Annotated in this window: 21 protein-coding genes; 14 read left to right on the top strand and 7 right to left on the bottom strand. The window is 43.1% G+C overall.

The genetic code is table 11. The features are described 5' to 3' along the window. Nucleotides 1-23: 23 nt before the first annotated feature. Nucleotides 24-3386 (top strand): alpha-amylase family glycosyl hydrolase, encoded by a 3363-nt coding sequence (locus D2V05_RS07510; RefSeq protein WP_119647100.1) that lies wholly within the window; start codon nucleotides 24-26, stop codon nucleotides 3384-3386. Beyond that, entirely contained in the window at nucleotides 3383-4084 is a 702-nt protein-coding gene (locus D2V05_RS07505; protein WP_119647099.1) for a hypothetical protein, read from the top strand. The genes D2V05_RS07510 and D2V05_RS07505 overlap by 4 nt, the downstream gene beginning before the upstream one ends. A 64-nt stretch (nucleotides 4085-4148) precedes the next feature. Here the strand turns inward: D2V05_RS07505 and purU are convergent, their stop codons facing one another. Next, complete coding sequence (purU, locus tag D2V05_RS07500; RefSeq protein ID WP_119647098.1) at nucleotides 4149-4997, bottom strand: formyltetrahydrofolate deformylase; 849 nt, start codon at nucleotides 4995-4997, stop codon at nucleotides 4149-4151. 142 nt (nucleotides 4998-5139) lie between these two features. On the opposite strand from purU, the gene D2V05_RS07495 reads away from it, so the two are divergent. Then, nucleotides 5140-8592: a methylmalonyl-CoA mutase family protein gene (locus D2V05_RS07495; RefSeq protein ID WP_119647097.1), complete on the top strand. Its 3453-nt coding sequence runs from the start codon at nucleotides 5140-5142 to the stop codon at nucleotides 8590-8592. Nucleotides 8593-8599: 7 nt separating this feature from the next. On the opposite strand, the gene D2V05_RS07490 is transcribed toward D2V05_RS07495, so the two are convergent. Beyond that, nucleotides 8600-9001: a hypothetical protein gene (locus D2V05_RS07490; RefSeq protein WP_119647096.1), complete on the bottom strand. Its 402-nt coding sequence runs from the start codon at nucleotides 8999-9001 to the stop codon at nucleotides 8600-8602. A gap of 123 nt (nucleotides 9002-9124) precedes the next feature. Here D2V05_RS07490 and D2V05_RS07485 point away from each other — a divergent pair, with 123 nt between their 5' ends. From D2V05_RS07485 to D2V05_RS07475, 3 genes are read left to right on the top strand one after another with little or no spacing between them, the layout of a single operon-like run. Further along, on the top strand, nucleotides 9125-9577 hold the full coding sequence (locus D2V05_RS07485; RefSeq protein WP_119640880.1) for an Lrp/AsnC family transcriptional regulator: 453 nt from the start codon (nucleotides 9125-9127) through the stop codon (nucleotides 9575-9577). Nucleotides 9578-9637: 60 nt separating this feature from the next. Continuing rightward, nucleotides 9638-11053 (top strand): alpha/beta hydrolase family protein, encoded by a 1416-nt coding sequence (locus D2V05_RS07480; RefSeq protein WP_119647095.1) that lies wholly within the window; start codon nucleotides 9638-9640, stop codon nucleotides 11051-11053. A 32-nt stretch (nucleotides 11054-11085) separates the two neighbouring features. Then, on the top strand, nucleotides 11086-11721 hold the full coding sequence (locus tag D2V05_RS07475; protein WP_119647094.1) for a DUF1684 domain-containing protein: 636 nt from the start codon (nucleotides 11086-11088) through the stop codon (nucleotides 11719-11721). A gap of 55 nt (nucleotides 11722-11776) precedes the next feature. On the opposite strand, the gene D2V05_RS07470 is transcribed toward D2V05_RS07475, so the two are convergent. The 4 genes from D2V05_RS07470 to crcB all read right to left on the bottom strand — a co-directional run bounded on the left by D2V05_RS07470 (nucleotide 11777) and on the right by crcB (nucleotide 15272). After that, a complete protein-coding gene (locus D2V05_RS07470) occupies nucleotides 11777-12838 on the bottom strand; it encodes a porin (RefSeq protein ID WP_119647093.1) in 1062 nt (353 codons plus the stop codon). Between the two features lie 131 nt (nucleotides 12839-12969). Then, the gene (locus D2V05_RS07465; RefSeq protein WP_119647092.1) at nucleotides 12970-14253 is read right to left on the bottom strand and encodes an ammonium transporter; all 1284 of its coding nucleotides are present in this window, start codon (nucleotides 14251-14253) and stop codon (nucleotides 12970-12972) included. A 36-nt stretch (nucleotides 14254-14289) separates the two neighbouring features. Beyond that, nucleotides 14290-14628 carry a P-II family nitrogen regulator gene (locus D2V05_RS07460; protein ID WP_119640875.1) on the bottom strand — a complete coding sequence of 113 codons (339 nt, stop codon included), beginning with the start codon at nucleotides 14626-14628 and terminating at the stop codon, nucleotides 14290-14292. Nucleotides 14629-14897: 269 nt separating this feature from the next. After that, entirely contained in the window at nucleotides 14898-15272 is a 375-nt protein-coding gene (crcB, locus tag D2V05_RS07455; protein WP_119647091.1) for a fluoride efflux transporter CrcB, read from the bottom strand. A gap of 538 nt (nucleotides 15273-15810) precedes the next feature. Between crcB and D2V05_RS07440 the strand changes: the two genes are divergently transcribed. After that, the gene (locus tag D2V05_RS07440; RefSeq protein ID WP_119647089.1) at nucleotides 15811-16197 is read left to right on the top strand and encodes a pyrophosphohydrolase domain-containing protein; all 387 of its coding nucleotides are present in this window, start codon (nucleotides 15811-15813) and stop codon (nucleotides 16195-16197) included. Nucleotides 16198-16230: 33 nt separating this feature from the next. Here the strand turns inward: D2V05_RS07440 and D2V05_RS07435 are convergent, their stop codons facing one another. Further along, nucleotides 16231-17298: a branched-chain amino acid aminotransferase gene (locus D2V05_RS07435; protein WP_183114801.1), complete on the bottom strand. Its 1068-nt coding sequence runs from the start codon at nucleotides 17296-17298 to the stop codon at nucleotides 16231-16233. Nucleotides 17299-17404: 106 nt separating this feature from the next. On the opposite strand from D2V05_RS07435, the gene D2V05_RS07430 reads away from it, so the two are divergent. The 7 genes from D2V05_RS07430 to D2V05_RS07400 all read left to right on the top strand — a co-directional run bounded on the left by D2V05_RS07430 (nucleotide 17405) and on the right by D2V05_RS07400 (nucleotide 23926). Next, nucleotides 17405-17875: a DUF4920 domain-containing protein gene (locus tag D2V05_RS07430; protein WP_119647088.1), complete on the top strand. Its 471-nt coding sequence runs from the start codon at nucleotides 17405-17407 to the stop codon at nucleotides 17873-17875. 3 nt (nucleotides 17876-17878) lie between these two features. Further along, entirely contained in the window at nucleotides 17879-18541 is a 663-nt protein-coding gene (gene mnmC2 / locus D2V05_RS07425) for a tRNA (5-methylaminomethyl-2-thiouridine)(34)-methyltransferase MnmC2 (protein WP_119647087.1), read from the top strand. A gap of 137 nt (nucleotides 18542-18678) precedes the next feature. Beyond that, nucleotides 18679-19641 carry a TIGR01777 family oxidoreductase gene (locus tag D2V05_RS07420; RefSeq protein WP_119647086.1) on the top strand — a complete coding sequence of 321 codons (963 nt, stop codon included), beginning with the start codon at nucleotides 18679-18681 and terminating at the stop codon, nucleotides 19639-19641. Between the two features lie 135 nt (nucleotides 19642-19776). Beyond that, complete coding sequence (locus D2V05_RS07415) at nucleotides 19777-20352, top strand: nucleotide exchange factor GrpE (RefSeq protein WP_119647085.1); 576 nt, start codon at nucleotides 19777-19779, stop codon at nucleotides 20350-20352. Between the two features lie 6 nt (nucleotides 20353-20358). Further along, complete coding sequence (gene dnaJ, locus D2V05_RS07410; protein WP_119647084.1) at nucleotides 20359-21474, top strand: molecular chaperone DnaJ; 1116 nt, start codon at nucleotides 20359-20361, stop codon at nucleotides 21472-21474. A gap of 183 nt (nucleotides 21475-21657) precedes the next feature. Further along, nucleotides 21658-22596, top strand: coding sequence for an ABC transporter ATP-binding protein (locus D2V05_RS07405; RefSeq protein WP_183114800.1), 939 nt, complete (start codon nucleotides 21658-21660; stop codon nucleotides 22594-22596). Further along, nucleotides 22586-23926 (top strand): ABC transporter permease, encoded by a 1341-nt coding sequence (locus D2V05_RS07400; RefSeq protein WP_119647083.1) that lies wholly within the window; start codon nucleotides 22586-22588, stop codon nucleotides 23924-23926. The genes D2V05_RS07405 and D2V05_RS07400 overlap by 11 nt, the downstream gene beginning before the upstream one ends. Nucleotides 23927-23930 lie beyond the last annotated feature (4 nt).

Genomic DNA, 23930 nt, shown 5'->3' with positions numbered 1-23930 from the left:
CCCTCTATTTGTAAAAATATACTATGAGGAAATTCTACTTGATATTTGGGCTGTTCATTTGGACTTTTGCCGCGTGGTCCCAAGTAACCATTTCACCTTATCCCTTTTCTGTAAACGAAGAAATTACCATCACCGTGGATGCCAATAGTGCCGACACGGATTGCAATGGCTTCTCTAACCCTTCAAAGGTTTACATCCATTCAGGTATCGGAACGGATTCCGATGCTTGGGGATTGGCCGTAGTAGGAAATTGGGGGCAGGATGATGGTGTGGGCCAAATGACGGATAATGGCGACGGAACTTGGAGCATCACCTTTGTGCCCCAGGATTATTATGGGTTGTCTACGACCGAAGCTGAACAGGCCACTAAAATGGGAATGGTATTCCGCAATGAATCAGGGACACAGGAATTCAAGGACAACAGTTGTGCCGATTTCTTTTTTGATGTGGGCAGTTTTCAGTTACAGCTCAACAGTCCAACAGATAACTTGACGCTTTTGTCGCCTGGGGAAAGCCTATCCATTTCGGCAACTTCATCATTGGCTGCGGATTTTACCTTGACTGCAAATGGCAGTTTGTTAGACAGTGCCAATGGGGTTGCATCCTATTCCTTCAACCATACCAATATTACCGAAAATACCCAATATACCTTGGAGGCTACTAATGGAACGGATGTCATTACCCGGAATTTTATGGTGGTGGTCAATGTGGTGGAAGAAACGGTACCGACAGGAATGCTGGATGGTATCAACCTTGACCCCTTGGATGATACCCATGCCACATTGGTTTTGTATGCCCCTGGCAAAGAAGTGGTGCATCTGATCGGGGATTTCAACAATTGGACCTTGGATGACAATTATCTTTTGAAAAAAGATAGTGCCCAAGATAGGTTTTGGATCGAGCTCACAGGATTGACTCCTCAATACAACCATATGTATCAATATGTTGTTGATGGAGCGATTACCGTAGCAGACCCATACTCGACCCTTATTTTGGATGAGAACAACGACACTTATATCGATAATGTCACATTTCCGGATTTACCTGCCTACCCAAGTGGCGATACCAGCCATGCCGTTACAGTTTTACGAACAGGAGACCCCGAATATGCATGGACAAATACTGGTTTTGTGTCCCCGGCCAAAACGGACTTGGTCATCTATGAGCTATTGGTACGTGATTTTGATGTGCTACATAGTTTTGATGCCATTCGTGCCCGATTGGATTACCTACAGACCTTGGGCATAAATGCCATCGAACTGATGCCGGTTTCAGAATTTGATGGCAATGAAAGTTGGGGCTACAACCCATCCTTCCATATGGCTTTGGACAAATATTATGGGACTCCCGATGCTTTAAAACAATTGATAGACGAATGCCATGGTAGGGGTATGGCCGTTTTCTTGGACGTGGTGTACAACCATGCCACAGGGCAAAACCCATACTATCGCCTTTGGAATACGGATAACGGGGGGTATGGTGGACAAGCCGCCGATGATAGCCCATTCTTCAATCCAGTGGCTACACATACCTATAGTGTTTTCAACGATTTTGACCATAGCCAACAGGCCACCCGCGACTATGTGAAACGCACTTCTCAATATTGGATAGATGAGTTCCATGTGGATGGGTTCAGATGGGACCTTACCAAAGGGTTTACCCAAAACTGTACCTCTTCCGATGAGAGTTGTACAGGAAGTTATCAGGCGGATCGTGTGGAAGTGTTGAAACTTTATGCCGATTACCAATGGGAGGCCGACCCCGATTTTTATGTGATTTTTGAACATTTGGGCACCAATGAGGAAGAGACCGAATGGGCGGAATATCGTTTGGATGAAGGAAAGGGCATCATGCTCTGGAACAATCTGAACGGTGTCTACAACGAGGCGACCATGGGTTGGAACGACAGTTCCGATTTTTCCCAAGTATCCTATTTAGAACATAACTGGACCACGCCATCCAATATTGCCTATATGGAAAGCCATGACGAGGAACGGTTGATGTACAAGAACCTGAATTATGGAAATGCTTCGGGGGACTATAACATCCAAACCCTTTCAACGGCCTTGGACCGTATGGCCTTGGCAGGAGCTTTTCATTTTACTGTTCCAGGGCCAAAAATGATTTGGCAATTTGGTGAATTGGGCTATGATTATTCCATCGAATACAATGGCCGTACCGGTAACAAACCCATTCTTTGGGAATATTTTGATGATGCCGACCGAAAAGCACTTTACGACACTTGGAAAGATCTCATCACATTGTCAGTTGGTGAGAATATTTTTGAAACATCGGACTTTACATTGGATGTTGGCAATTCCTCAGGTTTGAAGGCCATCCATCTCACGGATACATCCGCGGGAACCGATGAAGTTGGGTATGTAACCATTATTGGAAATTTTGGTGTGGAAAGCCAGCAAATCAACCCAGCATTTCAAGAAACAGGGGTTTGGTACGAGTTTTTGGAGAACAACCTTAAATACGTAGTGACCGATGTGAACAAAGCGATAACGCTTGCGCCTGGGGAATATCGCATTTTTGGGAATAATCCTTCCAGTCTTTTTCCTAATGATAATCCACCAGATGAAGATTCTGATGGAGTGGTGGACGCCAACGATATCTGTCCAGGCACCACTTTAGGAGCTACCGTTAACGTAGATGGGTGCGAAGTGTTTTCCCTTCCGGAAGATAATTTTACCGTGATTGCCAGTAGTGAAACTTGCAGGGGCAGCAACAATGGAAGCATTGAAGTAACAGCCTTGGAAGCATTGAGCTATACCGCATCTTTATCGGGAACTTCGGTAGAGTTCAGTCAGTCCACAATATTTGAAAATCTTTCTGCAGGCACTTATGAGCTTTGCATTACGGTGGCCGGACAAGCAGATTACGAACAGTGTTTTGACCTTGCCATAACGGAACCTGAGGCACTTTCGGTGTACTCGAGTCTGGATAACAGTGCCAATTTGCTCACTTTGGAACTCAATGGAGGTACTTTTTACAAGGTTCAGCTCAACGATCAGTCTTTTTTGACGGATAATAGTTCCATCGAACTAAAACTGGACCAATCCGTGAATAAAATATCGGTCAGTACCGATGTCGATTGTCAGGGCAAGTTTGAAGAAACCTTCTTGCTTTCCGACAGGGCGTCTGCCTATCCTAACCCTATTGTTAATTCGGGAACGGTATCGTTGGATTTGGGTAAGGAAGTTGAAGTGCCCATGACCGTTCAAGTGTTCAATTTGAGTGGTAGGCTTTTGTATTCATCCCAAAGGGATGTATTATATGGAAAGCTTGATGTTGACCTATCACCTTATTCCAATGGGATGTATTTGGTAAAAGTATTTGGTAAGGATGTTGCCCATGAATTCAAAATCATAAAACAATGAAGACATTATATAGATATCTTTTTCTAATACTTACATTGCCATTTATTTCGTGTAGTGGAGGTAGCGATGATCCGGACCCAGAACCGGAAGTGCCAGCACCCTCGGCAACTACATTGATCTATCCTGATAATAATGAGGAATGTACGGAGGGCAGTGTCCTTTCGGATACGGAAAGTCAGGTGACATTTCAGTGGAACGCCTCTACAAACACAGATTCCTACACCTTAAAGTTGAAGGATTTGGAATCTGGTACCGAAAGTTCCTCCAACACCTCCAATACCACTTTGCAGGTGACTTTGAAAAGAGGTAATGCCTATTCATGGTCTGTGGTCTCCAAGGCAACGGGAACCTCCACCACCGCAGAGAGTGATACATGGCGTTTTTATAATGCTGGGGCAGCAGTTCAAAATTATGCGCCATTCCCGGCGTATGACCCTACACCTGCGATGGGATTATCCGTGGATGCAGGGAGTATGACTTTGAAATGGTCTGGATCTGACCTTGATGGGGATACTTTGTCCTATGCCATTTATTTGGATACGGCAACACCTCCGACCACTTTACTTGGTGAAACAAACGATAATAGCTATACGACCACACTAAACACGAATACCATTTACTATTGGAGAGTTATTAGTTCCGATACGTCGGCTAACAGCTCCCAATCCGAAATTTTTGAGTTCAGGACCAATCCATAAGATCTGTGGAAATTGGTTTTTGAGGTTTGTAGTTAGGAAAATAGGGGCTTTTGCCCCTATTTTTTTATGAAAAGATGACTGTTTTATTATTGTAGACCATGGTCTTTCTTGCCACATGGAGCTGCACGGCACGTGAAAGCACAATGCGTTCCAAGTCCCTTCCCTTGGCAATAAAATCGTTCACGGAATGGGTATGGGAAACGGCGGCGACATCCTGCTCGATGATAGGTCCGGCATCCAAGTCCGCGGTCACATAATGGCTGGTGGCCCCGATGATTTTCACCCCACGTTCAAAGGCTGCATGGTAGGGTTTGGCACCCATAAAGGCAGGCAAGAACGAATGGTGGATGTTGATGATTTTTTGTGGGTACACATTAATCACCTTCGGAGATACGATCTGCATATAACGGGCCAACACAACAAAATCCACTCGATGTTCCTGCAAAAGGGCCAATTGTCGGTCTTCGGCTTCCGCCTTGTTCTGTTTGGTAACGGGGACATGATAAAAGGGTATGTTGAACTGTTCCGCAACATATTCCAAATCTTTATGATTGCTCAAAATAAAGGGAATATCCACCGAAAGCTCTCCAGAGTTGTATCGGCTCAATAAATCGTAGAGACAATGGTTGTATTTGGAAACGAACACTGCCATTTTGGGTTTGTATCCATCCAGATATACTTCCCATTCCATTTGAAATTGATTGGCCAATTCGTTTTGGAACTCCTTTTTGAATGTATCCAAAGGCAACTCTTTTTCAAACTCACTTTGCAATCGCATGAAAAACACCCCGGCCTGTTTGTCCACATGTTGGTCAAGATAAACTATGTTTCCTTCTTGTTGATGGATAAAGGTGGTCACCGACCGAATGATACCCGCTTGATCGGGACAATGTATGAGTATGGTAAGCTTCATGTCCAATGTTTGACCGGATAAAATTAGAGGTTTAAGAAAGTGATGCCTAAACCTTGGATATTTTTTGTAAAATCCTAATCAAAATACGTTTTGATTTGCATTTTCTGTAAATTGCAGGGCAAATTCAGACCTTTTATTGCAGATGGAACAAATAACAGCCTATAAACCCAAGAACAAGATTAGGATTGTGACCGCGGCATCGCTCTTCGATGGGCATGATGCGGCCATCAATATCATGAGGAGGATCATACAAGCTACTGGGGTTGAGGTGATTCACTTGGGGCATGATAGGAGTGTGGCCGAAGTGGTGGATTGTGCCATCCAGGAAGATGCCAATGCCATCGCCATGACTTCCTACCAAGGGGGGCACAATGAATACTTTAGGTATATGTTCGATTTGCTGAAGGAAAGAGGTGCAGGACATATCAAGATTTTTGGCGGCGGCGGTGGAGTTATCCTTCCTGAGGAGATTAAGGAGCTGATGGATTATGGTATCGAACGAATCTATTCTCCAGATGATGGTAGGGAAATGGGTCTGCAGGGAATGATCAATGATTTGGTACAACGTTGCGATTCGACTGTCCCAGACTTATTTATCCCAAAAGGAACAAGCTTGGCGTCGTTGTTGGATCAACGAAATCCGAATACGCTAGCAAGGCTGATTTCCTTGGCCGAAAACCGACATGATGCATTTGAGAAGTTTCAGTCTGAGATAGAGAAAAGGGAAGGAAAAGTTCCAGTGCTTGGCATCACGGGTACTGGAGGTGCAGGAAAATCGAGTTTGGTGGATGAATTGGTGCGCCGTTTCCTGATTGACTTTCCAGAAAAAAATATCGGTATCATATCCGTAGATCCTTCAAAAAGAAAAACGGGTGGAGCCCTTTTGGGTGATCGCATCCGGATGAATGCCATCAATAACGAACGCGTTTATATGCGTTCCCTGGCTACCCGTCAATCCAATTTGGCGCTATCCAAACATGTTTCCGAAGCAATGCAAGTGCTTAAGGCGGCCAATTATGATCTCATTATTTTGGAAACTTCAGGAATCGGGCAATCCGATACTGAGATTTTGGAGCACAGCGATGTTTCCCTATATGTGATGACACCAGAATTTGGTGCGGCTACCCAATTGGAGAAAATTGACATGCTCGATTTTGCGGATATCGTGGCCATCAACAAGTTTGATAAAAGAGGGGCTTTGGATGCCCTTCGTGATGTGAAAAAACAATATGCCCGCAACCATGGATTATGGCATGCCAAGGAAGATGAACTTCCTATTTTCGGTACCATTGCCTCTCAGTTCAATGATCCGGGTATGAACAACCTGTACAGAAAGGTCATGGATACCTTGGTAGAAAAAGCAGAAGCTACTTTGGATTCAACGTTTGAGGTTTCCGGGGAAATGGCTGAAAAAATATATGTGATACCGCCTTCTCGAACCAGATATCTTTCAGAGATAGCGGAAAATAACCGCGCTTACGATGTCAAGGCAAAAGAACAGGCCCAAACAGCACAAAAACTGTACGGTATTTTCCTGACGCTGGCCTCTGTATTGGAAGTGGAACCCGAAAAAGCCGAAGGACTCTTTTTGGATAAATCCGGGTTGAATGAAATGGAAATCAACAGATTGGCTTCCAATCAAACATCAAAAGAGTTGGTGGGTTTGTTGATGAAGGAATTCGACAAGGTGAAAATGCAATTGTTGCCACAGCATTGGGAAACCCTCTTGAAATGGAACGAAAAGGTAAATCGTTATGCTTCTGAATATTATATGTTCCAAGTAAGGAACAAAGAAGTCAAGATCAAGACCCATACTGAATCTCTTTCCCATAGCCAGATTCCGAAAGTGGTGCTGCCCAAGTACAAGGCCTGGGGTGATATCCTTCAATGGATTTTACAGGAAAATGTTCCTGGGGAATTTCCATACACGGCTGGATTGTATCCCTTCAAAAGGGAAGGGGAGGACCCCACGCGAATGTTTGCCGGCGAAGGTGGCCCGGAGCGAACGAACAGACGCTTCCATTATGTGAGTATGGATATGCCTGCAAAGCGCCTTTCCACCGCTTTTGATTCGGTGACGTTGTACGGAAACGATCCAGATCATCGCCCTGATATCTATGGAAAGATCGGGAATGCTGGGGTCTCCATTTGTTGTTTGGATGATGCCAAAAAATTGTATTCTGGATTTGATTTAAGCAATCCGATGACTTCCGTGAGTATGACCATCAATGGTCCGGCACCTATGCTCTTGGCGTTTTTCATGAATACTGCCATTGACCAAAGCTGCGAAAAATACATCCGTGAAAATGGATTGGAGGAGGAAGTGGAAAAGCAGATCAAGGCTCTATATAAAGATATTGAACGCCCTTCCTATTTGGGACAACTTCCCGAGGGGAACAATGGTTTGGGATTGCTATTGTTAGGGGTTACTGGAGACCAAGTACTTCCAAAGGAAGTCTATGAAAAAATCAAGTTGGAGACCTTGGAGCAGGTACGTGGTACGGTGCAGGCGGATATTTTGAAGGAGGACCAAGCGCAGAACACCTGTATCTTTTCTACTGAGTTTGCCCTAAAGTTGATGGGTGACGTTCAGGAATACTTTATTGATCATAACGTAAGGAACTTTTATTCCGTATCCATTTCTGGATATCATATTGCGGAAGCAGGGGCAAACCCTATTACCCAGTTGGCCTTTACGCTTTCCAATGGGTTTACCTACGTGGAATATTATTTGAGCAGGGGAATGGACATCAACAAGTTTGGTCCTAATCTATCTTTCTTTTTTTCCAATGGGGTAGATCCTGAATATGCCGTTATCGGTAGGGTAGCCAGAAGAATTTGGTCCAAGGCCCTTAAAGAAAAATATGGGGCCGATCCAAGAGCCCAGATGTTGAAGTACCACATCCAGACTTCGGGAAGGAGCCTACATGCCCAAGAGATTGACTTCAACGACATTCGTACCACACTGCAAGCATTGTACGCCATTTATGATAATTGCAATTCTTTGCATACCAATGCCTATGATGAAGCCATTACCACACCTACCGAAGAATCGGTGCGTAGGGCCATGGCCATTCAATTGATCATCAACAAGGAATTGGGATTGGCAAAGAATGAAAACCCATTACAGGGATCCTTTATTATAGAGGAGCTTACCGATTTGGTCGAAGAAGCCGTTTTAATGGAATTTGATAGGATTACGGAGCGCGGCGGGGTGTTGGGTGCCATGGAAACCATGTACCAGCGATCCAAGATCCAAGAAGAGAGTTTGCATTATGAGACTTTAAAGCACTCTGGGGAATATCCCATCATTGGGGTGAACACCTTTTTGAGTTCCAAGGGCTCACCTACGGTTTTACCGGCTGAAGTGATCAGGGCAACCGAGGAGGAAAAACAAAATCAGATCAAAACGTTGCAACATCTTCATAAAAGAGAAAAGGACCATGCGGCAAAACAACTCGGGGAACTACAAGAAGTTGCTATGAACCATGGGAATATTTTTGAAAAATTGATGGAAGTGGCCAAATGTTGCTCACTCGGACAAATTACCGAAGCCTTGTTCCAAGTTGGGGGGCAGTATCGCCGAAATATGTAGGGAAAAATTAATCGTTTCTGTTGGAAATCGACTTTCTCCACTTTTTAAAAGTGATTCGGAAAGTCTTGATTTCTCTTCGGAGAAGGTTCAAATATTCCTTTTCCTTTACTCCGTCCCTTTCAAGGCCATTGCAATAGGCCAAAATGTTACGGGTCATGACGTTGACAAAGGAAAGGCTTTTCATGCGTACGGAATGGGAGTTGCTCAATGCGGCCTGTTCTACTTCTTGGGTAATCAAGAGTGCATCCGTCATCAAAGATTTGGTGATGTCGTCCCGGAAACAGTCTATTTGACGTAGGGACAACATTTCTTGGTTTCGGGAAAAATAGGAAGCGACCGCTTCGCTCAAATCACGTAGAGCCAAGGATTTACGGTATACAAGCAGGGTATTAAGAGAACTTCTCTCCATCTTTTCAAAAGCAATTTTGTACTATAAAATTACGGACGATTGAAAAATTCTTACTTTTGTTTTTAAACCAATAATAAAGTTTGGCTTTAAAAAGAAAGATTTATCGATTAATTTTCTTTCCAAATGAAGATAGATGAACTTAACTGGCAAATACTTGGGCACCTGCAACGCAATGCAAGGGAATCTTTTGCCAATATTGGCCGCAAGGTTGGGTTGACCTCGCCAGCTGTTGCGGAGCGAGTAAAGAAGATGGAGGATCTTGGGATCATAGAAGGCTACAGGGCCAATATTTCATATGTGGAGGCCGGACATCAGTTAAAGGCGATCATTATGTTGAGGGCCTTTATGGGAAAACTAAAACCCTTTTTGGACAAGGTAAAATCTTTTCAGGAGGTTGTAAATTGCTATCGTATTACAGGGAATGAGAACATTATTATGGAAGTGGTGTTGCGCGACCAGTCGCATCTGGAGAAATTCATAGATGAACTCATCGTATACGGAGAATGCCGAACGCACATTGTTCTTTCCAATGTAGTGGCCCATGCCCCTATTAAAAAAGGGAAGCCAAACAAATAACTTCCTTTAAATTTGATAGGACCAAGTAGCTTTTGGCTAGGTTTTTGTTCAATATTTGCTATGAAAAAATTACACTATACCATCATTCTTTTCATCTTTTTAGGCCCTTTAGCGATCGGCCAAAAATTGGTGTTGAAAAAAGGAGAAATTATTGAAGGCTTGGCCGTTAATGATTCTACAAAGAGTACGTTCTCACTCTATTTGCCTACAAATTTTAGAACGGATACCGAATGGCCATTGCTGATGGTGTTCGATGTGGAAGGCAAGGAAAAGCAAGCTTTGTCCATGTTTGTGCTGGCCGCGGAAAAAGAGGGATATATTTTGGCCGCGCCCAAAATGGTGGACAGCCTCTCTTTGACCAATAACATGCTTTTGACAGGTAAGACCATGGAGGAGGTGGTCAATATGCTTCCTATAAAACAAGGTCGGGTTTACGCAGCGGGATCTTCGGCTGGAGGGAGATTTGCTACATTGGTCCCCATTTTCATCAAAGGAGTAAAGGGAGCTATTTCCATTGGTGCCTCCCTGGCCAATAGGGAATTGTTGAACATTAAGAGTCCTTTTCATTTTATCGGTATGGTGGGCAAGGACAATTATGAATATACTTCAATGCTGACCGATACCAAATTGCTAGATAAAATGAAGTTTCCAAATCAAATGCTGCTATTTGATGGAGGCAACGATTGGCCAAGTTTTGATTATCTGGAGAAGGGCCTGCAACTGTTCACTTTGGATGCCATGGGCAGAAAATTGATTCCCAAAGATTCGGCCTATGTGGAACAAGCGTATCAGGAAGATCTGACCAAATTGAATCAGTTAAAAAAAATTGGAGATCTCCTTTGGGCAGAACAGTACATGACCGAAATGATGTCCATTTATGGCGCACATAAAAATCTGGATTCCCTGCGGTTGGTGCAAAAGGAATTGAGAAAGGACAAGCAGTTCAGGAGTATGAAGCGCAATGAAAACTCGGCTTTTCTGAAAGAGTCCTTGTTGAAGGAGGATTACCAGTATTATATGGAGGAAGATATATATACCCATAATTTCAACAATCTGGGCTGGTGGAACCATCAAAGGGGAGAAATCAAGAAATTTATGACAGGTACCGACCCCTTTGAAAAAGAGATGGGACACCGATTACTGGGATTTGTAAATGCCTTGGCAGAAGATTATATCGATTTGGTCCGATCCGATGAAGTAGTGGATGAAGATGCCCTGGCTTTCCTTTATATGTTGAAGACCATATTGGAGCCGGAAAATTTTGAGTACTACTTAAAGACCATTTCCTTGAGTGCCAAGAACGAGGATTTTGGCACTTCACTCTTTTATTTGGAAGAAGCCCTCAAAAAAGGGTTCAAGGACAGGGAAAAACTATATACTTTGGAAGGTACGGCCTTGCTACGTATTACGCCGGAATTTAACGAACTGGTATCCAAATACCTGAAGGATGCCCTGTATGAGATTGATGAAAATTGATTTTCCACTTACCTTTGTGTAAAATCCTTCAGATGAAATACGTAAGTCTGCTTTGCCTTTTGTCCCTATTGTCTTGCGGACAGGGGAAAAAGTACCATGATGAATCCACGGCATCCCCGAAGTCGGCTCTAGTGGCCGATATTTTGAAGTTTCAGGAAGGATTGGATGCCAGTTTCAAGGATCCGGAGGAATCGCCGTTACCGGATAAATATAAAAAGGATTTTGAGGGATTGGACTATTTTGAACCGGACACTACCTATGTGGTGAAGGCCAAATTGGTCCGTACCCCGGATGCTGAACCTTTTTTCATGCCTACCACTACGGATAGGAAAACGAATGAGGTTTTATATGGTATTGCCCATTTTACCTTAAATGGGGAAGAAAGGCAATTGGAAATTTACCAAAGTCTTGACCTGATCCAACAGGAACAATACAAGGAGTATTTGTTTTTACCTTTTAATGATGCCACCAATGGGGAAGAAACCTATGGGGGAGGTCGTTATATCGATCTTTCCATTCCCGAAGGGGATACCTTGGTGATCGATTTCAATAAGGCATACAATCCCTATTGTGCCTATAACAAAAAGTACTCCTGCCCTCTAGTGCCAAGGCAAAACTATTTGAGAACTAAGGTGAGAGCAGGAGTGAAAGATTTTCATAAAGACTAAAAAAAGCCTTAGACCAGAGGAATAAGGCTCTTTAGTTTTTACATATAATTTGTTTCTAGAAAGAATAGATGGCTGCAAAAAGTACAGAAGCCAAACTTTTGGTCGGTGCCAAATCGTTATCGATAAAACTATCCTCGGAAGAGCTATCCAAACGAATTTCTGGTTTTAGAATCAAGTCGCCAATGGTAGCACTACCTGTCAATGTGACTGCGAAAACATTTCCGTCTCCATCTGCATCGGCTCCAACTCCGGTTATTTCTTGACCAAAGAAATCTCCCGCCATGAAATATTCACCACGTAGCCCTAGGCTAAAGGTTTCAGATACTGCATATTGTGGATAAAGGGCAACACCTGTAAAAGAACCACCATTGTCTTCAATAGAGAAGTGGGCCGCATTCAATCCCAAGTAGAAATCTTCGGAAAGATCAAATCCACCGGTAAAGTCGATTTCATAGCTGCTTTGGCTGTACACAAAGTTCAAGAACTGACCTGAATATCCCAATTGCGCACCAACGGCATAATCACCAGTTGGGTTAAACTCGGTAAGATCCGTTGGGTTCATCACGGCTAACATAGCGGTCCAATCGCTTCCAAGATCAAAATCAGCCTTCAAACCGGTATGGCTAAATGGTCCATAAGAGAACAGGTAAGACGTACTGTAGTTGAAGTTGGCTACTGGAGAAATTACTTCGTATCCCAAGAAAGTGTTGAAGTTACCAAAGGTAAGGGTCACATCATCACTTACATTCCAGTACACATACAATTGGTTAACAATGTCACCTGTTGCAGAATACATTGGGGAAGCAAAAACGGCATCCGTACCACGTGGGCCAAATACCAAATCGGCCACAAATCCTACCTTTTCACCTTCATAAGCGGCAACTAGGTTGGCCATACCTAAAGCGAAACCAGGTAGCTGGGCAAAAGAGGAACCTGGAGCAATGGCGTCCTCGTCGTTTGGAGCAGTCAAATTGGCCCTGTAATAGGCATCTACCGAACCACTAAAGCTAAATTTTGGTTTTTCTTCCTCTTCTTGTGCAAAAGCAGAAATTGTTACCATTGAAAGTATGGCGAAGGCCAAATTTTTTCCGAAATTTGTATTTATAATCGCTTTCATATCATAATCATTTTGAGTTGTCCCTGATGGGACTACTAGTTGTTTAAATTGTGAGTTTTTGATTGAAAAGGTTATCAACGGAGCGTTTGGCAGAACGCTCCGTTTTCTTTTCTTGTAAATTGTGTGAGTTTTTAATTATTCTGTGAGGAAATGTGCTCTGGATAAGCTTCCACACCGTGCTCGTGAATATCGAGCCCTTCAATTTCTTCCTGTTCTGATACGCGAAGGCCGATAGTTTTCTTCAAGATGAAAAGGACCACAAAAGTACCGAGGGCGGCCCAGCCGATATAAGCCAAGGATCCGTAAGTCTGTACCCAAAGAAGTTTGGCACTTCCTCCGTAGAACAAACCACCATCCAAAGCGAACAAGCCAATCAAAACGGTTCCTAGGAATCCACAGACACCGTGTACGGAAATGGCTCCCACGGGGTCATCGATTTTGAATTTTTTATCGATAATCTCAATAGAGAATACTACGGCCAATCCACAAAGTAGACCAATGGCAAGACTTCCTACGGCACTAACGGCACCACATCCTGCAGTAATACCGACCAATCCGGCCAAAGCTCCGTTCAAGGTCATGGAGATATCTGCTTTTCCGTAACGGATCCAAGTCAAAAGTAGTGCAGCAATGGCACCCATGGCAGCAGCCAAGTTGGTGTTGATGATTACACTACTGGCAGCAATGGTATCGTCACCACCCCAAGCCAACTGGGAGCCTCCGTTGAATCCGAACCATCCCAACCAAAGGATCAATACCCCAAGGGCACCGAACATCATGTTGTGGCCTGGAATCGCTTGCGCTTTGCCATCTACATATTTTCCAATACGAGGACCTACCATGATGGCGGCCACCAATGCGGCACCTCCACCAACGGCGTGTACAACGGATGAACCTGCAAAATCGACGAATCCTGCTGTGTTCAACCAAGCATCATCATCAAATGGCCAGTACCAGCTACCGGAAATAGGGTAGATGAGCGTGGTCATCACGGCTGAAAAAATAAGGTAAGTGGAAAACTTGGTCCTACCGGCTATGGCTCCTGATACAATCGTGGCAGCGGTTGCACAGAATACGGTTTGGAAGAACAGGTTATACCAGTCTGTCGCACTGAAAAAGAAATATCCTTGATCGGAAGGGCTGGTCCTGAAAAAACCGCCGGCCACAAGGTCGCTACCGTACATAATACCGTAACCCAAGGCCCAGAACATGACCGAGCCAATGGCAAGGTCCATAAAGTTTTTCATGATGATGTTACCTGAGTTCTTGCTACGCGTAAAACCTACCTCGACCAAGGTAAATCCTGCTTGCATGAAAAACACCAAAACACCTGCAATGGTGATCCATAGTGCACCCATGTCGCCAGTGATGGCTTCCACGGCTTTTTCTATCGCTTCTTGTTCTTGTACAATCATAATCTAAATTTTTTGAGTTGTTTTTTGGTTATACTTTTAATTGATTCCGGCGCTACCGCTTTCCTTGGTCCTGATTCTGTAGGCCTCGATCATGTCGGAAACGAATATTTTTCCATCTCCCACGTTGCCGGTGCTTGCAGTGTCCAATAATACATTTACGGTTCTTTCCAGAAAGTCATCGGATACCACGATAACCAAATACCTCCTCTGTATATCGCTGGTGCTGTAAGAAATACCACGATACACATGTCCTTGTTTTTCATTGCCAACTCCTGTTACATCCCAGTAACTGAAGAAATTGACCTCAATCTGATGGAGTGCTTTCTTCACTTCATCAAACTTCGATTTTCTAATAATTGCCTCGACTTTTTTCATAATTAAGTAGTTAATTGATGTCTCAAATATATAGTAATTCACAAAAGACTATTAAAAATGAGTGGGTTATCCACCCATTTTTATGGGTATAAAAAAAATACCCCTAATATTTTAGGGGTATCTGATTTTAAATAAACTTTTGTTATTTATTTGTTGATTTTTTTTTAACATACTCTCTTTGGAAATTAATTTTTGTCATTAAAAACCATCAAAGCAAGTATTAATGTTTAAGTTTTAACAAAAATTAACTATAAAAATGTAATTTATAACTAACCAAGTTGTTTGGCCAGCCAAAGGCCCAAAACTACGGCAAGAACACCCAAACAGATGCTGGCGACCATATAAAAGCCCAAATTTAAGAAGTCTCCGTTCCTGAGAAGGGAATGTTTTTCAAAAGCGAAGGCAGAGAAGGTAGTGAACCCGCCACAAAAACCTGTGGCGAAGAACAAGGTGCTATTGTATGAAAGAATATTTCCCTTAGCAGATAAACCTAAAACTAGTCCGATGAGCAAGCAGCCCAAAATATTGACAAGAAAGGTGCCAAGGAAAAAATTATGGAGCAAAGGATTTAGTGGTTTGGAAATCAGGTAGCGCATTACGCTGCCAAATCCCCCACCTAAAAAAACAAGAAAGGCCTGTTTCATGCCCTAAAGGTACAAACTATACCGCTTCCTTGTATTCGGTTTCGGATGTCTCTCGGGGGAAGAGTCTTGGAAGTGAGGTCTCCGAAATTTTTTGAATAGGTTTTCTTAATCTTTCGCCTGCCCCGTTGACGCTAAAAATCAACAGTATTGCATTAATAGCGAGCAAAATGAAAAGAATGCTTAGGAATAACGTCATTTTTTCTGCTAAATTAATGTTAAACAAAAGTACGGTTTTTCCTATAGTATGTGAATCAAACAACATTTAATGTTGTGTAAATGAACATTTTTGTGGTAAACACAATGCAGCTGTTAATTTTTGAGAAAGTATTTGATTAAAAAAAGGATTATTATGAAAGTTATAAAGGAAATAAGAATCCAGATGACACCTTTGTAATTTTTCCGATGCAATTTTTTATCCTTTTTATAAGATAGGGCGATGATAACCACAAAAGCCAGAAAAAAAAGAATGGCGAAAATTAACTGTCCTGTGCTGAACATATTTTTTACTTTTATGCAAATCTAAATCAAATCGAAAGCAATGGAAAGTAAAATAAGGGCAGTAGAGCTTTTTCACAATTCCTTCGGTCTTGGGGTGTTACATGAACCAGTGGCAGATCTAGGGAAAGAAAAGAACATGTTGAGGTTCAATTTGATGGATGAGGAGAACAGGGAATATCTGGAAGCGGCCAATGATGGGGATTTGGTTGAGGTGGCCGATGCTCTTGGCGATATGTTGTACATTCTTTGTGGCACCATTTTGGAGCATGGTATGCAGTACAAAATAGAGGAAGTCTTTGAGGAAATCCAAAGAAGCAATATGAGCAAGTTAGGGGCGGATGGCAAGCCGATTTATCGAGAAGATGGAAAGGTATTGAAGGGCCCCAACTATTTTAAACCGGACATCCAAACAATCATGGACAAATAAAAAAAGCACCTTTTAAGGTGCTTTTTCATTTTATTATTCAACGGGATACCGCCATCCAAACTTGTCTTCAGCCCGGTTGTACTGTATATCGGTAATCCGCTTTTTCAACATGGAGGCATAACTGTCCTTCAATTCTGGAAGTTCATATTCTTCCCCATGATAGCCAAACCCTGAAATGGGGGATACCACTGCTGCGGTCCCGGCACCGAACATTTCCTTGAGGGAGCCATTTTTGGCAGCTTCCACCAATTCGTGAACGGAAATCTTCCTCACTTCTGTTTTGATACCTTCGTCCTTGGCAATGTCCAATATGCTTTTTCGGGTAATTCCATCCAAGATACGATCATTTGTCGGGGCGGTCATCAAAGTATCGTTGATGCGAACAAAAACGTTCATGGCACCAGCCTCTTCTATGTATTCGTGTGCATTGTCGTCTGTCCAGATCACTTGTTGGTACCCTTTGTCCGCAGCCAACTTGGTTGGGTAAAACTGTCCGGCATAGTTTCCACCTGCTTTGGCATATCCTACACCGCCATTGGCGGCACGGGAATAGGTTTCTTCAATCAACACTTTCACCTTTCCTGAAAAATAGGAACCGGATGGTGCACATGCGATGATGAATTTATATTCATTGGCCGGGGAGGCATGGAAACCTGTCCCTGATGCAAAAATAAAGGGTCTAATATACAAGGAACTCCCCGCATTGGTTGGGATCCAATCACTTTCCAATTGGATGAGCGCATGGAGTCCATCCATAAAAAAGGATTCTGGCAATTGTGGAATGGCCAAACGTTCCGCTGATTTGTTCAATCGCTTGAAATTTTCCAAAGGACGGAACAAAAATACCTTGCCATCATCATCCTTATAGGCTTTCATCCCTTCAAAGATAGATTGACCGTAATGGAAGATTTTGGCCGAAGGATCTAGGGTAATGGGTTGATAGGGAACAATCTTGGGGGCTTCCCATTCGCCATTTTTGTAATCGCAGACCAACATGTGGTCTGTATAAACGCTTCCAAAGGATAGATTGTCAAAATCCACCTCATGGATTTTGGAGGTTTTAGCTTTCTCTATAGCTATGTTGTTAACCATTGTTTCCATATCACTTACATTTGCAATGTTAAAATTAGCTATTTATTGTTAGTTTTGAGCGTTATACAAATCTAAATATCATACTTGATCTACAAACTTTTAAAACTTATTAAAAATGAAGGTTTTTAACACTATCTCTATTGTATTGTTACTGATTTTGGGAGTTTCCTCCTGCAAGCAGGAGGCCATTAAGGGCGATTATTACGGTCAGGAGTTCGAAGTTTCGGGCAAAGCCGTCAAATCATCCGCCACTTATGATGGTATTGGTGTTAAGGATTCCCTTCAAACACAGATGGTTGGGGAGATTACCGAAGTGTGCCAGGCCAAGGGCTGTTGGATGAAGGTGAAGTTGGATGCCGATAATGAGGTTTTTGTGCGTTTTAAAGACTATGGGTTCTTCGTTCCCAAGGATGCTGCCGGCAAAACTGTGGTGATGAACGGTGCCGCTTTTTTTGAAGAAATGTCCGTAGAGGATCAAAAACATTTCGCTGAGGACGAAGGCGCTTCGGAAGATGAGATTGCTCTGATCACTGCTCCCAAAAAGACACTCCGTTTTGAAGCAGACGGCGTGCTCATCGCCAATTAAATCTTGAAAAGAAAAATCATCGTTACCGGGGACGGCTCCAAAACCATCCAAATTGAGGACTGGGACGAACAGTACCATTCCAAACATGGCGCTATACAGGAGGCCTACCATGTTTTTATGGAACACGGTCTGCGATTGTTCCAAAACAGTGAGATCCATGTTTTGGAAATTGGCTTCGGAACTGGGCTAAATGCTCTCATCACCTTATTGGAAGCTCCAAAGCAACACCTCAGAATACATTATGTTGGGGTAGAGGCCTATCCGGTTACCTTGGAAGAAGTGGGGCATTTGGATTATTGTCATCAATTAAAGGCGGAAGATTCAGAGGAATTGTTTCGGTTAATGCATCAATCCCATTGGGAAGAATCGGTGTCCGTTACCGATGCTTTCCATCTGCTCAAACAAAAGAAGGATTTTAGGGAAATCAAGGATTTGAATAAGTTCAACCTCATTTATTTTGATGCCTTTGGTGCCCGGGTACAGCCCGACTTGTGGACTGAGGACATTTTCAAGATAATGTATGAAGCATTGGTACAAGGTGGGGTTTTGGTTACCTACGCTGCCAAAGGCAGTGTACGTAGGGCCATGCAGGCCGTTGGCTTTACTGTTGAGCGATTGCCCGGACCGCCAGGAAAACGCGAAATGCTCCGGGCTGTTAAAAATTAGACCTTGCCAAGATACTGTTAATGCCGGTGACCCAGATTGTCTTAAAAAGTTTTAAAGTTTGAACAATAGTGTTAAACCTAAATTAACATCTCAGAAACAGCCACTTAAACCATTAAATTTGTGTCAAATATGATAGTATGAGGGTGTTGATTACAGGGGCAACGGGTCTGGTGGGCCAAGCAATCACCAATGTCTTGCATTCCAAGGGCATTCCCGTAAACTATTTGACCACGAGCAAGGATAAAATCACCATATCGGAAGATTTTCAAGGCTTTTATTGGAACCCATCTAAAGGTGAAATTGATTTGAATTGTTTCAAAAATGTGCAGGCCATTATCAATCTTGCGGGTACCAACATCGCTAAAAAATGGACTCCCATTCATAAGAAAAAAGTGATTTCAAGTAGGGTGAACAGCTTGAAAACCCTAAAAAAAGGGTTAGAGCAAGTTGGGGCCAATGATGTGGAATGTTTGGTTTCCGCATCGGCCATTGGCATTTATCCCGATTCTCTTTCCCATTACTACGAAGAAGATGAAAAAGATTTGGATAAAGGATTTTTGGGCAAGGTGGTCAAAAAATGGGAAGCCGAGGCGGATACGTTCAAAGAGCTCGGCATTAATGTGGCCAAAGTGCGTATAGGGGTTGTTCTGTCTACGGAAGGTGGGGCTCTTCCTAAATTGGCCCTTCCCATCAAGAATTTTGTGGGATCGCCGCTGGGCAGTGGTAACCAATGGCAGTCGTGGATCCATATTGAGGATTTGGCGCAACTGTTCGTCTTTATAGTCGAGAACAACTTGAAAGGAGTTTACAATGGGGTTGCACCCAATCCAGTAACCAATACTAAAATGACCAAGGAAGTGGCCAGAATATTGGAACGCCCGTTATGGATGCCCCATGTACCCAAATTTGTCCTTAGGGCAGTTTTGGGCAAAATGTCAACTTTGGTATTGGCCAGCCAGCGGGTGAGCAGCAAAAAGATTGAAAAAAAAGGTTTTACCTTCCAGCATGCCAATATCTGCACGGCTTTACAGGATTTGTATTCAAGTGCAAAAGAAGAGGAAACTTCTCCTTTGGAGGCCGCTAAAAATGAGCTGATCTGAACTTAAAAGGTTCAATACGATACGATTATAAATCCGCCTAGGCGGATTTTTTTGTGATTTGTGGTGACATTTTGACATTTTTGGACAATTGGCAGTACTTTTGCCCTTTCAAAACGGAAACAAAACAGACATAAAATGAGCAATAACAGTAAGGTTGAGGAAATGGAAGACGAGCTAAACAATGGCCAAACGACCGATAATACTGAGCTGAACGAAGAAAATATGGATATGGACCAAAATGAAGGACAGGAAGAAAAGGTTTCTGTTGAGGATCAATTGCGACAGGATTTGGCCCAAGAAAAGGATAAGTTCCTAAGACTTTTTGCCGAGTTTGAGAATTTCAAGAAAAGAACCTCAAAAGAACGCATGGACCTGTTCAAAACGGCAGGACAAGAAGTCATGGTGGCCCTATTGCCCGTTATGGACGATTTTGACCGTGCCCTGAAGGAACTTTCCAAATCCGAGGATAAGGAAATGTTCAAAGGGGTGGAACTCATCAGCAATAAATTCAAGGAGACCCTAAAAAATAAAGGTCTGGAAGAAGTTGAGGCAAAACCAGGCGATGCCTTTGATGCCGAAGTGCACGATGCCATCACCCAAATTCCCGCACCCGATAAAAAACTGAAAGGCAAGATCATCGATGTGGTCGAAAAAGGGTTTAGACTCGGAGATAGAATCATCAGACACCCAAAAGTTGTGGTAGGTAACTAGAGTTATATGAAGGAGGATTTTTACGAAATATTGGGAGTCTCCAAGGGAGCATCCGCAGCGGAAATAAAAAAAGCCTATCGCAAGAAGGCCATTGAATACCACCCGGACAAGAATCCCGGCGATGCCAAGGCAGAAGAAATGTTCAAAAAGGCTGCAGAAGCTTATGAAGTTCTTGGTGACCCCGACAAGCGCGCCAAGTACGACCAGTTCGGCCATGCTGCTTTTGATGGAAGCGGTGGCTTCGGCGGTGGAGGTATGAACATGGACGATATCTTCAGTCAGTTTGGGGATATTTTCGGTGGTGCCTTTGGCGGTGGCTTTAGCGGCTTTGGTGGCTTTGGTAGTGGACAACGTAGGGTGAAGGGAAGTAACCTTCGCATCCGTGTAAAACTGAATCTGGAAGAAGTGGCCCACGGGGTCGAGAAAAAGGTGAAGGTGCGTAGAAAGGTCCAGGCAGATGGGGTAACCTATAAAACCTGCCCAACCTGTAACGGAACGGGCCAGATCACCAAAATCACCAACACCATATTGGGTAGAATGCAAACCGCCACTACCTGTAGTACGTGCGGTGGTTCTGGTCAGACCATTGATAAAAGACCCGCTGGCGCTGATGCCCAAGGGCTTATTGTGGAAGAGGAGACGGTTTCCATCAAAATTCCACCAGGTGTGGAAGATGGCATGCAATTAAAAGTATCCGGTAAGGGAAATTCAGCCCCAGGAAACGGAGTTCCCGGAGATTTGTTGGTGGCCATTGAGACTGTGGAGCATGATACGTTGAAACGGGAAGGGGACAATTTGCATTATGATCTTTATATCAGCATTTCCGAAGCTGTTTTGGGCAGCTCCAAAGAAATTGACGCCATTGGCGGCAAGGTCCGTATTAAGTTGGAACCCGGAATACAATCTGGTAAGATATTGAGGTTGAGGGGTAAAGGGATTACAAGCCTTAACGGATATGGTAGTGGGGATCTTTTGGTGCATGTGAATGTTTGGACCCCAAAAGAAGTAAGCAAGGAGCAGAAAGAGTTTTTTGAACGTATGCAGAACGATGAGAATTTTACGCCAAAACCGGAAAAATCCGATAAATCTTTCTTCGAAAAGGTGAAAGATATGTTCTCTTAAGCATAAAAAAACTTTCTGTTTAAATAAAAAACGTATATTTGAGACTGATGTTGGGTGACCGATATCTAATTTTCTTTTTCATAGCAATTTTTTTCCCATCCTTGAATTTTTTAAGGGTGGGTTTTTGTTTTTAAGGAATATGCAGGTATTGGTCAATTACATATCTTTGAAAAAATAGTTTACATGGATCATATCCTTGTTGCCAAAAATGTTTCCAAGACCTATGGGAACTATACAGCATTGAGCAACATTTCACTCGAGATTCCTAAAAATTGTATTTATGGACTTTTGGGCCCCAATGGGGCAGGGAAGACCTCTTTTATACGTATCATCAACCAGATTACCCACCAAGATGCCGGGGAGATTTTTTTCAATGGCGAGCATTTGTCCCCCAAGCACATTGCCCAGATCGGATATTTGCCAGAGGAAAGGGGATTGTACAAAAGCATGAAGGTGGGAGAGCAGGCCCTTTACTTGGCCCAACTGAAGGGGTTGTCCAAGCACGATGCCAAGGAACGGTTAAAGTATTGGTTCGAAAGGTTGAATATCGGTGACTGGTGGAACAAGAAGATCCAGGAACTTTCCAAAGGAATGGCGCAAAAGATCCAGTTCATTGTTACGGTGCTCCATGAACCCAAGCTGTTGATTTTTGATGAGCCTTTTAGTGGTTTTGATCCCATCAATGCCAATATCATAAAGGATGAGATCCTTAAATTGAAGGAGCAGGGAACCTCCATCATCTTTTCCACCCATAGAATGGAATCCGTGGAAGAATTGTGTGAGTACATCGCCCTGATACATAAATCGGAAAAGATTCTGGATGGGAAACTGGCCGATATCAAAAACGCCTACAAGAACAATATTTTTGATGTAGGCCTTCAAGTGGAAGAAAACAGTGATGCCCTCATGAAATCCTTGGCGGAAAAATTCAACATCTTGTCTTCCAACCTAGAAAAGCAAGAAGGGCATTTGGACTTTAAGGTGCAATTGCCATCATCCCATACGGGTGATATTTTAAGGGAATTGTCCGCGGTAGGAAACCTTTATCGGTTCGATGAGACCATCCCTTCAGCAAATGACATTTTTATCCAAACTGTAAACAATAAGGAAAATGGCAAATAAACTCGGATTGATCATAAAGCGGGAGTATTTGGCCAAGGTCAGGAACCGTTCCTTTATTGTAATGACCATATTGAGCCCTTTATTGATCGTGGGGATGATCGTACTGATTGCCTATTTGGCCAAAATAAATGACAATGAGACCAGGGTGATTTCGGTTTTAAACGAGAGTTCCTTTTTTCAAGAGGAATTTAAACCAACCAAGAGTTTGTCCTTTGTGCAATTGGACGACCTAACCCTGGATCAGGCCAAGGATTCCACCAATGCGTTGGAATATTATGGATTGTTGCACATCCCTAAAGGCGAAACAGTGGAAGAAGTGGCCCGTGCCACCTATTTATTCACCAAGGGCAATCCCAATTCCAGTGTTACCCAAAAGTTGGAATCTATCTTCCAAAGACAGTTGCGCCAGGACCGACTAGAGAAACTTGGGGTGTCTTCCGATCAGTTTTCCAATGTGGAAGCTCCATTCGAAATCAATCTGGCCACTTTTGATGGGGAAAGAAGTATCAAGGGAATCAATGAGATCAAGGCCTTTATCGGTGGTGGCTTCGGATATGCTATCATGATGTTCATCATCATTTATGGCGGATTTGTTATGCGTAGCGTAATCGAAGAAAAGACCAGTAGAATCATTGAGGTCATCATCTCCTCTGTAAAACCGTTCCAACTGATGTTGGGCAAGATTGTGGGCAATTCCTTGGCAGGATTAACCCAATTCACCATTTGGATCATATCCGCATCGGTATTGTTATCATTGGTTGTGATGGTGTTGGGGATTGATCTTAGTGCCATGTCCGGGGAAACCAATATGCCCGCTGGCCCCATGGGTGGTATGTCACAATTAGCTCCTATGGACAGTGATATGATGATGTACACCAAAGAGATTTTGGATATTCCTTGGGGGATTCTGATCATTTCGTTCTTCATCTATTTTGTACTGGGTTATTTGATCTACAGTTCCATATATGCGGCCATTGGGGCTGCCGTGGACAACGAAACGGATACGCAACAATTCATTTTCCCCATTATTTTGCCATTGATGCTGGCTATTTATGTAGGATTCTTTTCTGTGTTCAGCAACCCACACGGGCCCATTGCCGTTGGTTTTTCACTCTTCCCACTTACATCGCCCATTGTTATGTTAATGCGCTTACCGGGTGGAATTGGAGAAGGTGGAGTACCTTTATGGCAGTTTTTGTTGTCCATTTTCCTATTGATCGTTACCTTTTTGGGAATTGTTTCTTTAGCGGCCAAAATTTATAGGGTCGGGATATTGATGTACGGTAAAAAACCTACCTACAAGGAGTTGGTAAAATGGTTGAGATATTAATTCG

This window comes from Flagellimonas pelagia (assembly GCF_003584135.1).
In the GTDB taxonomy this organism is placed as follows: Bacteria; Bacteroidota; Bacteroidia; order Flavobacteriales; family Flavobacteriaceae; genus Flagellimonas; species Flagellimonas pelagia.
Note: the sequence above shows the minus strand (reverse complement) of the source record. Positions and strands in the feature narration are given on the sequence as shown.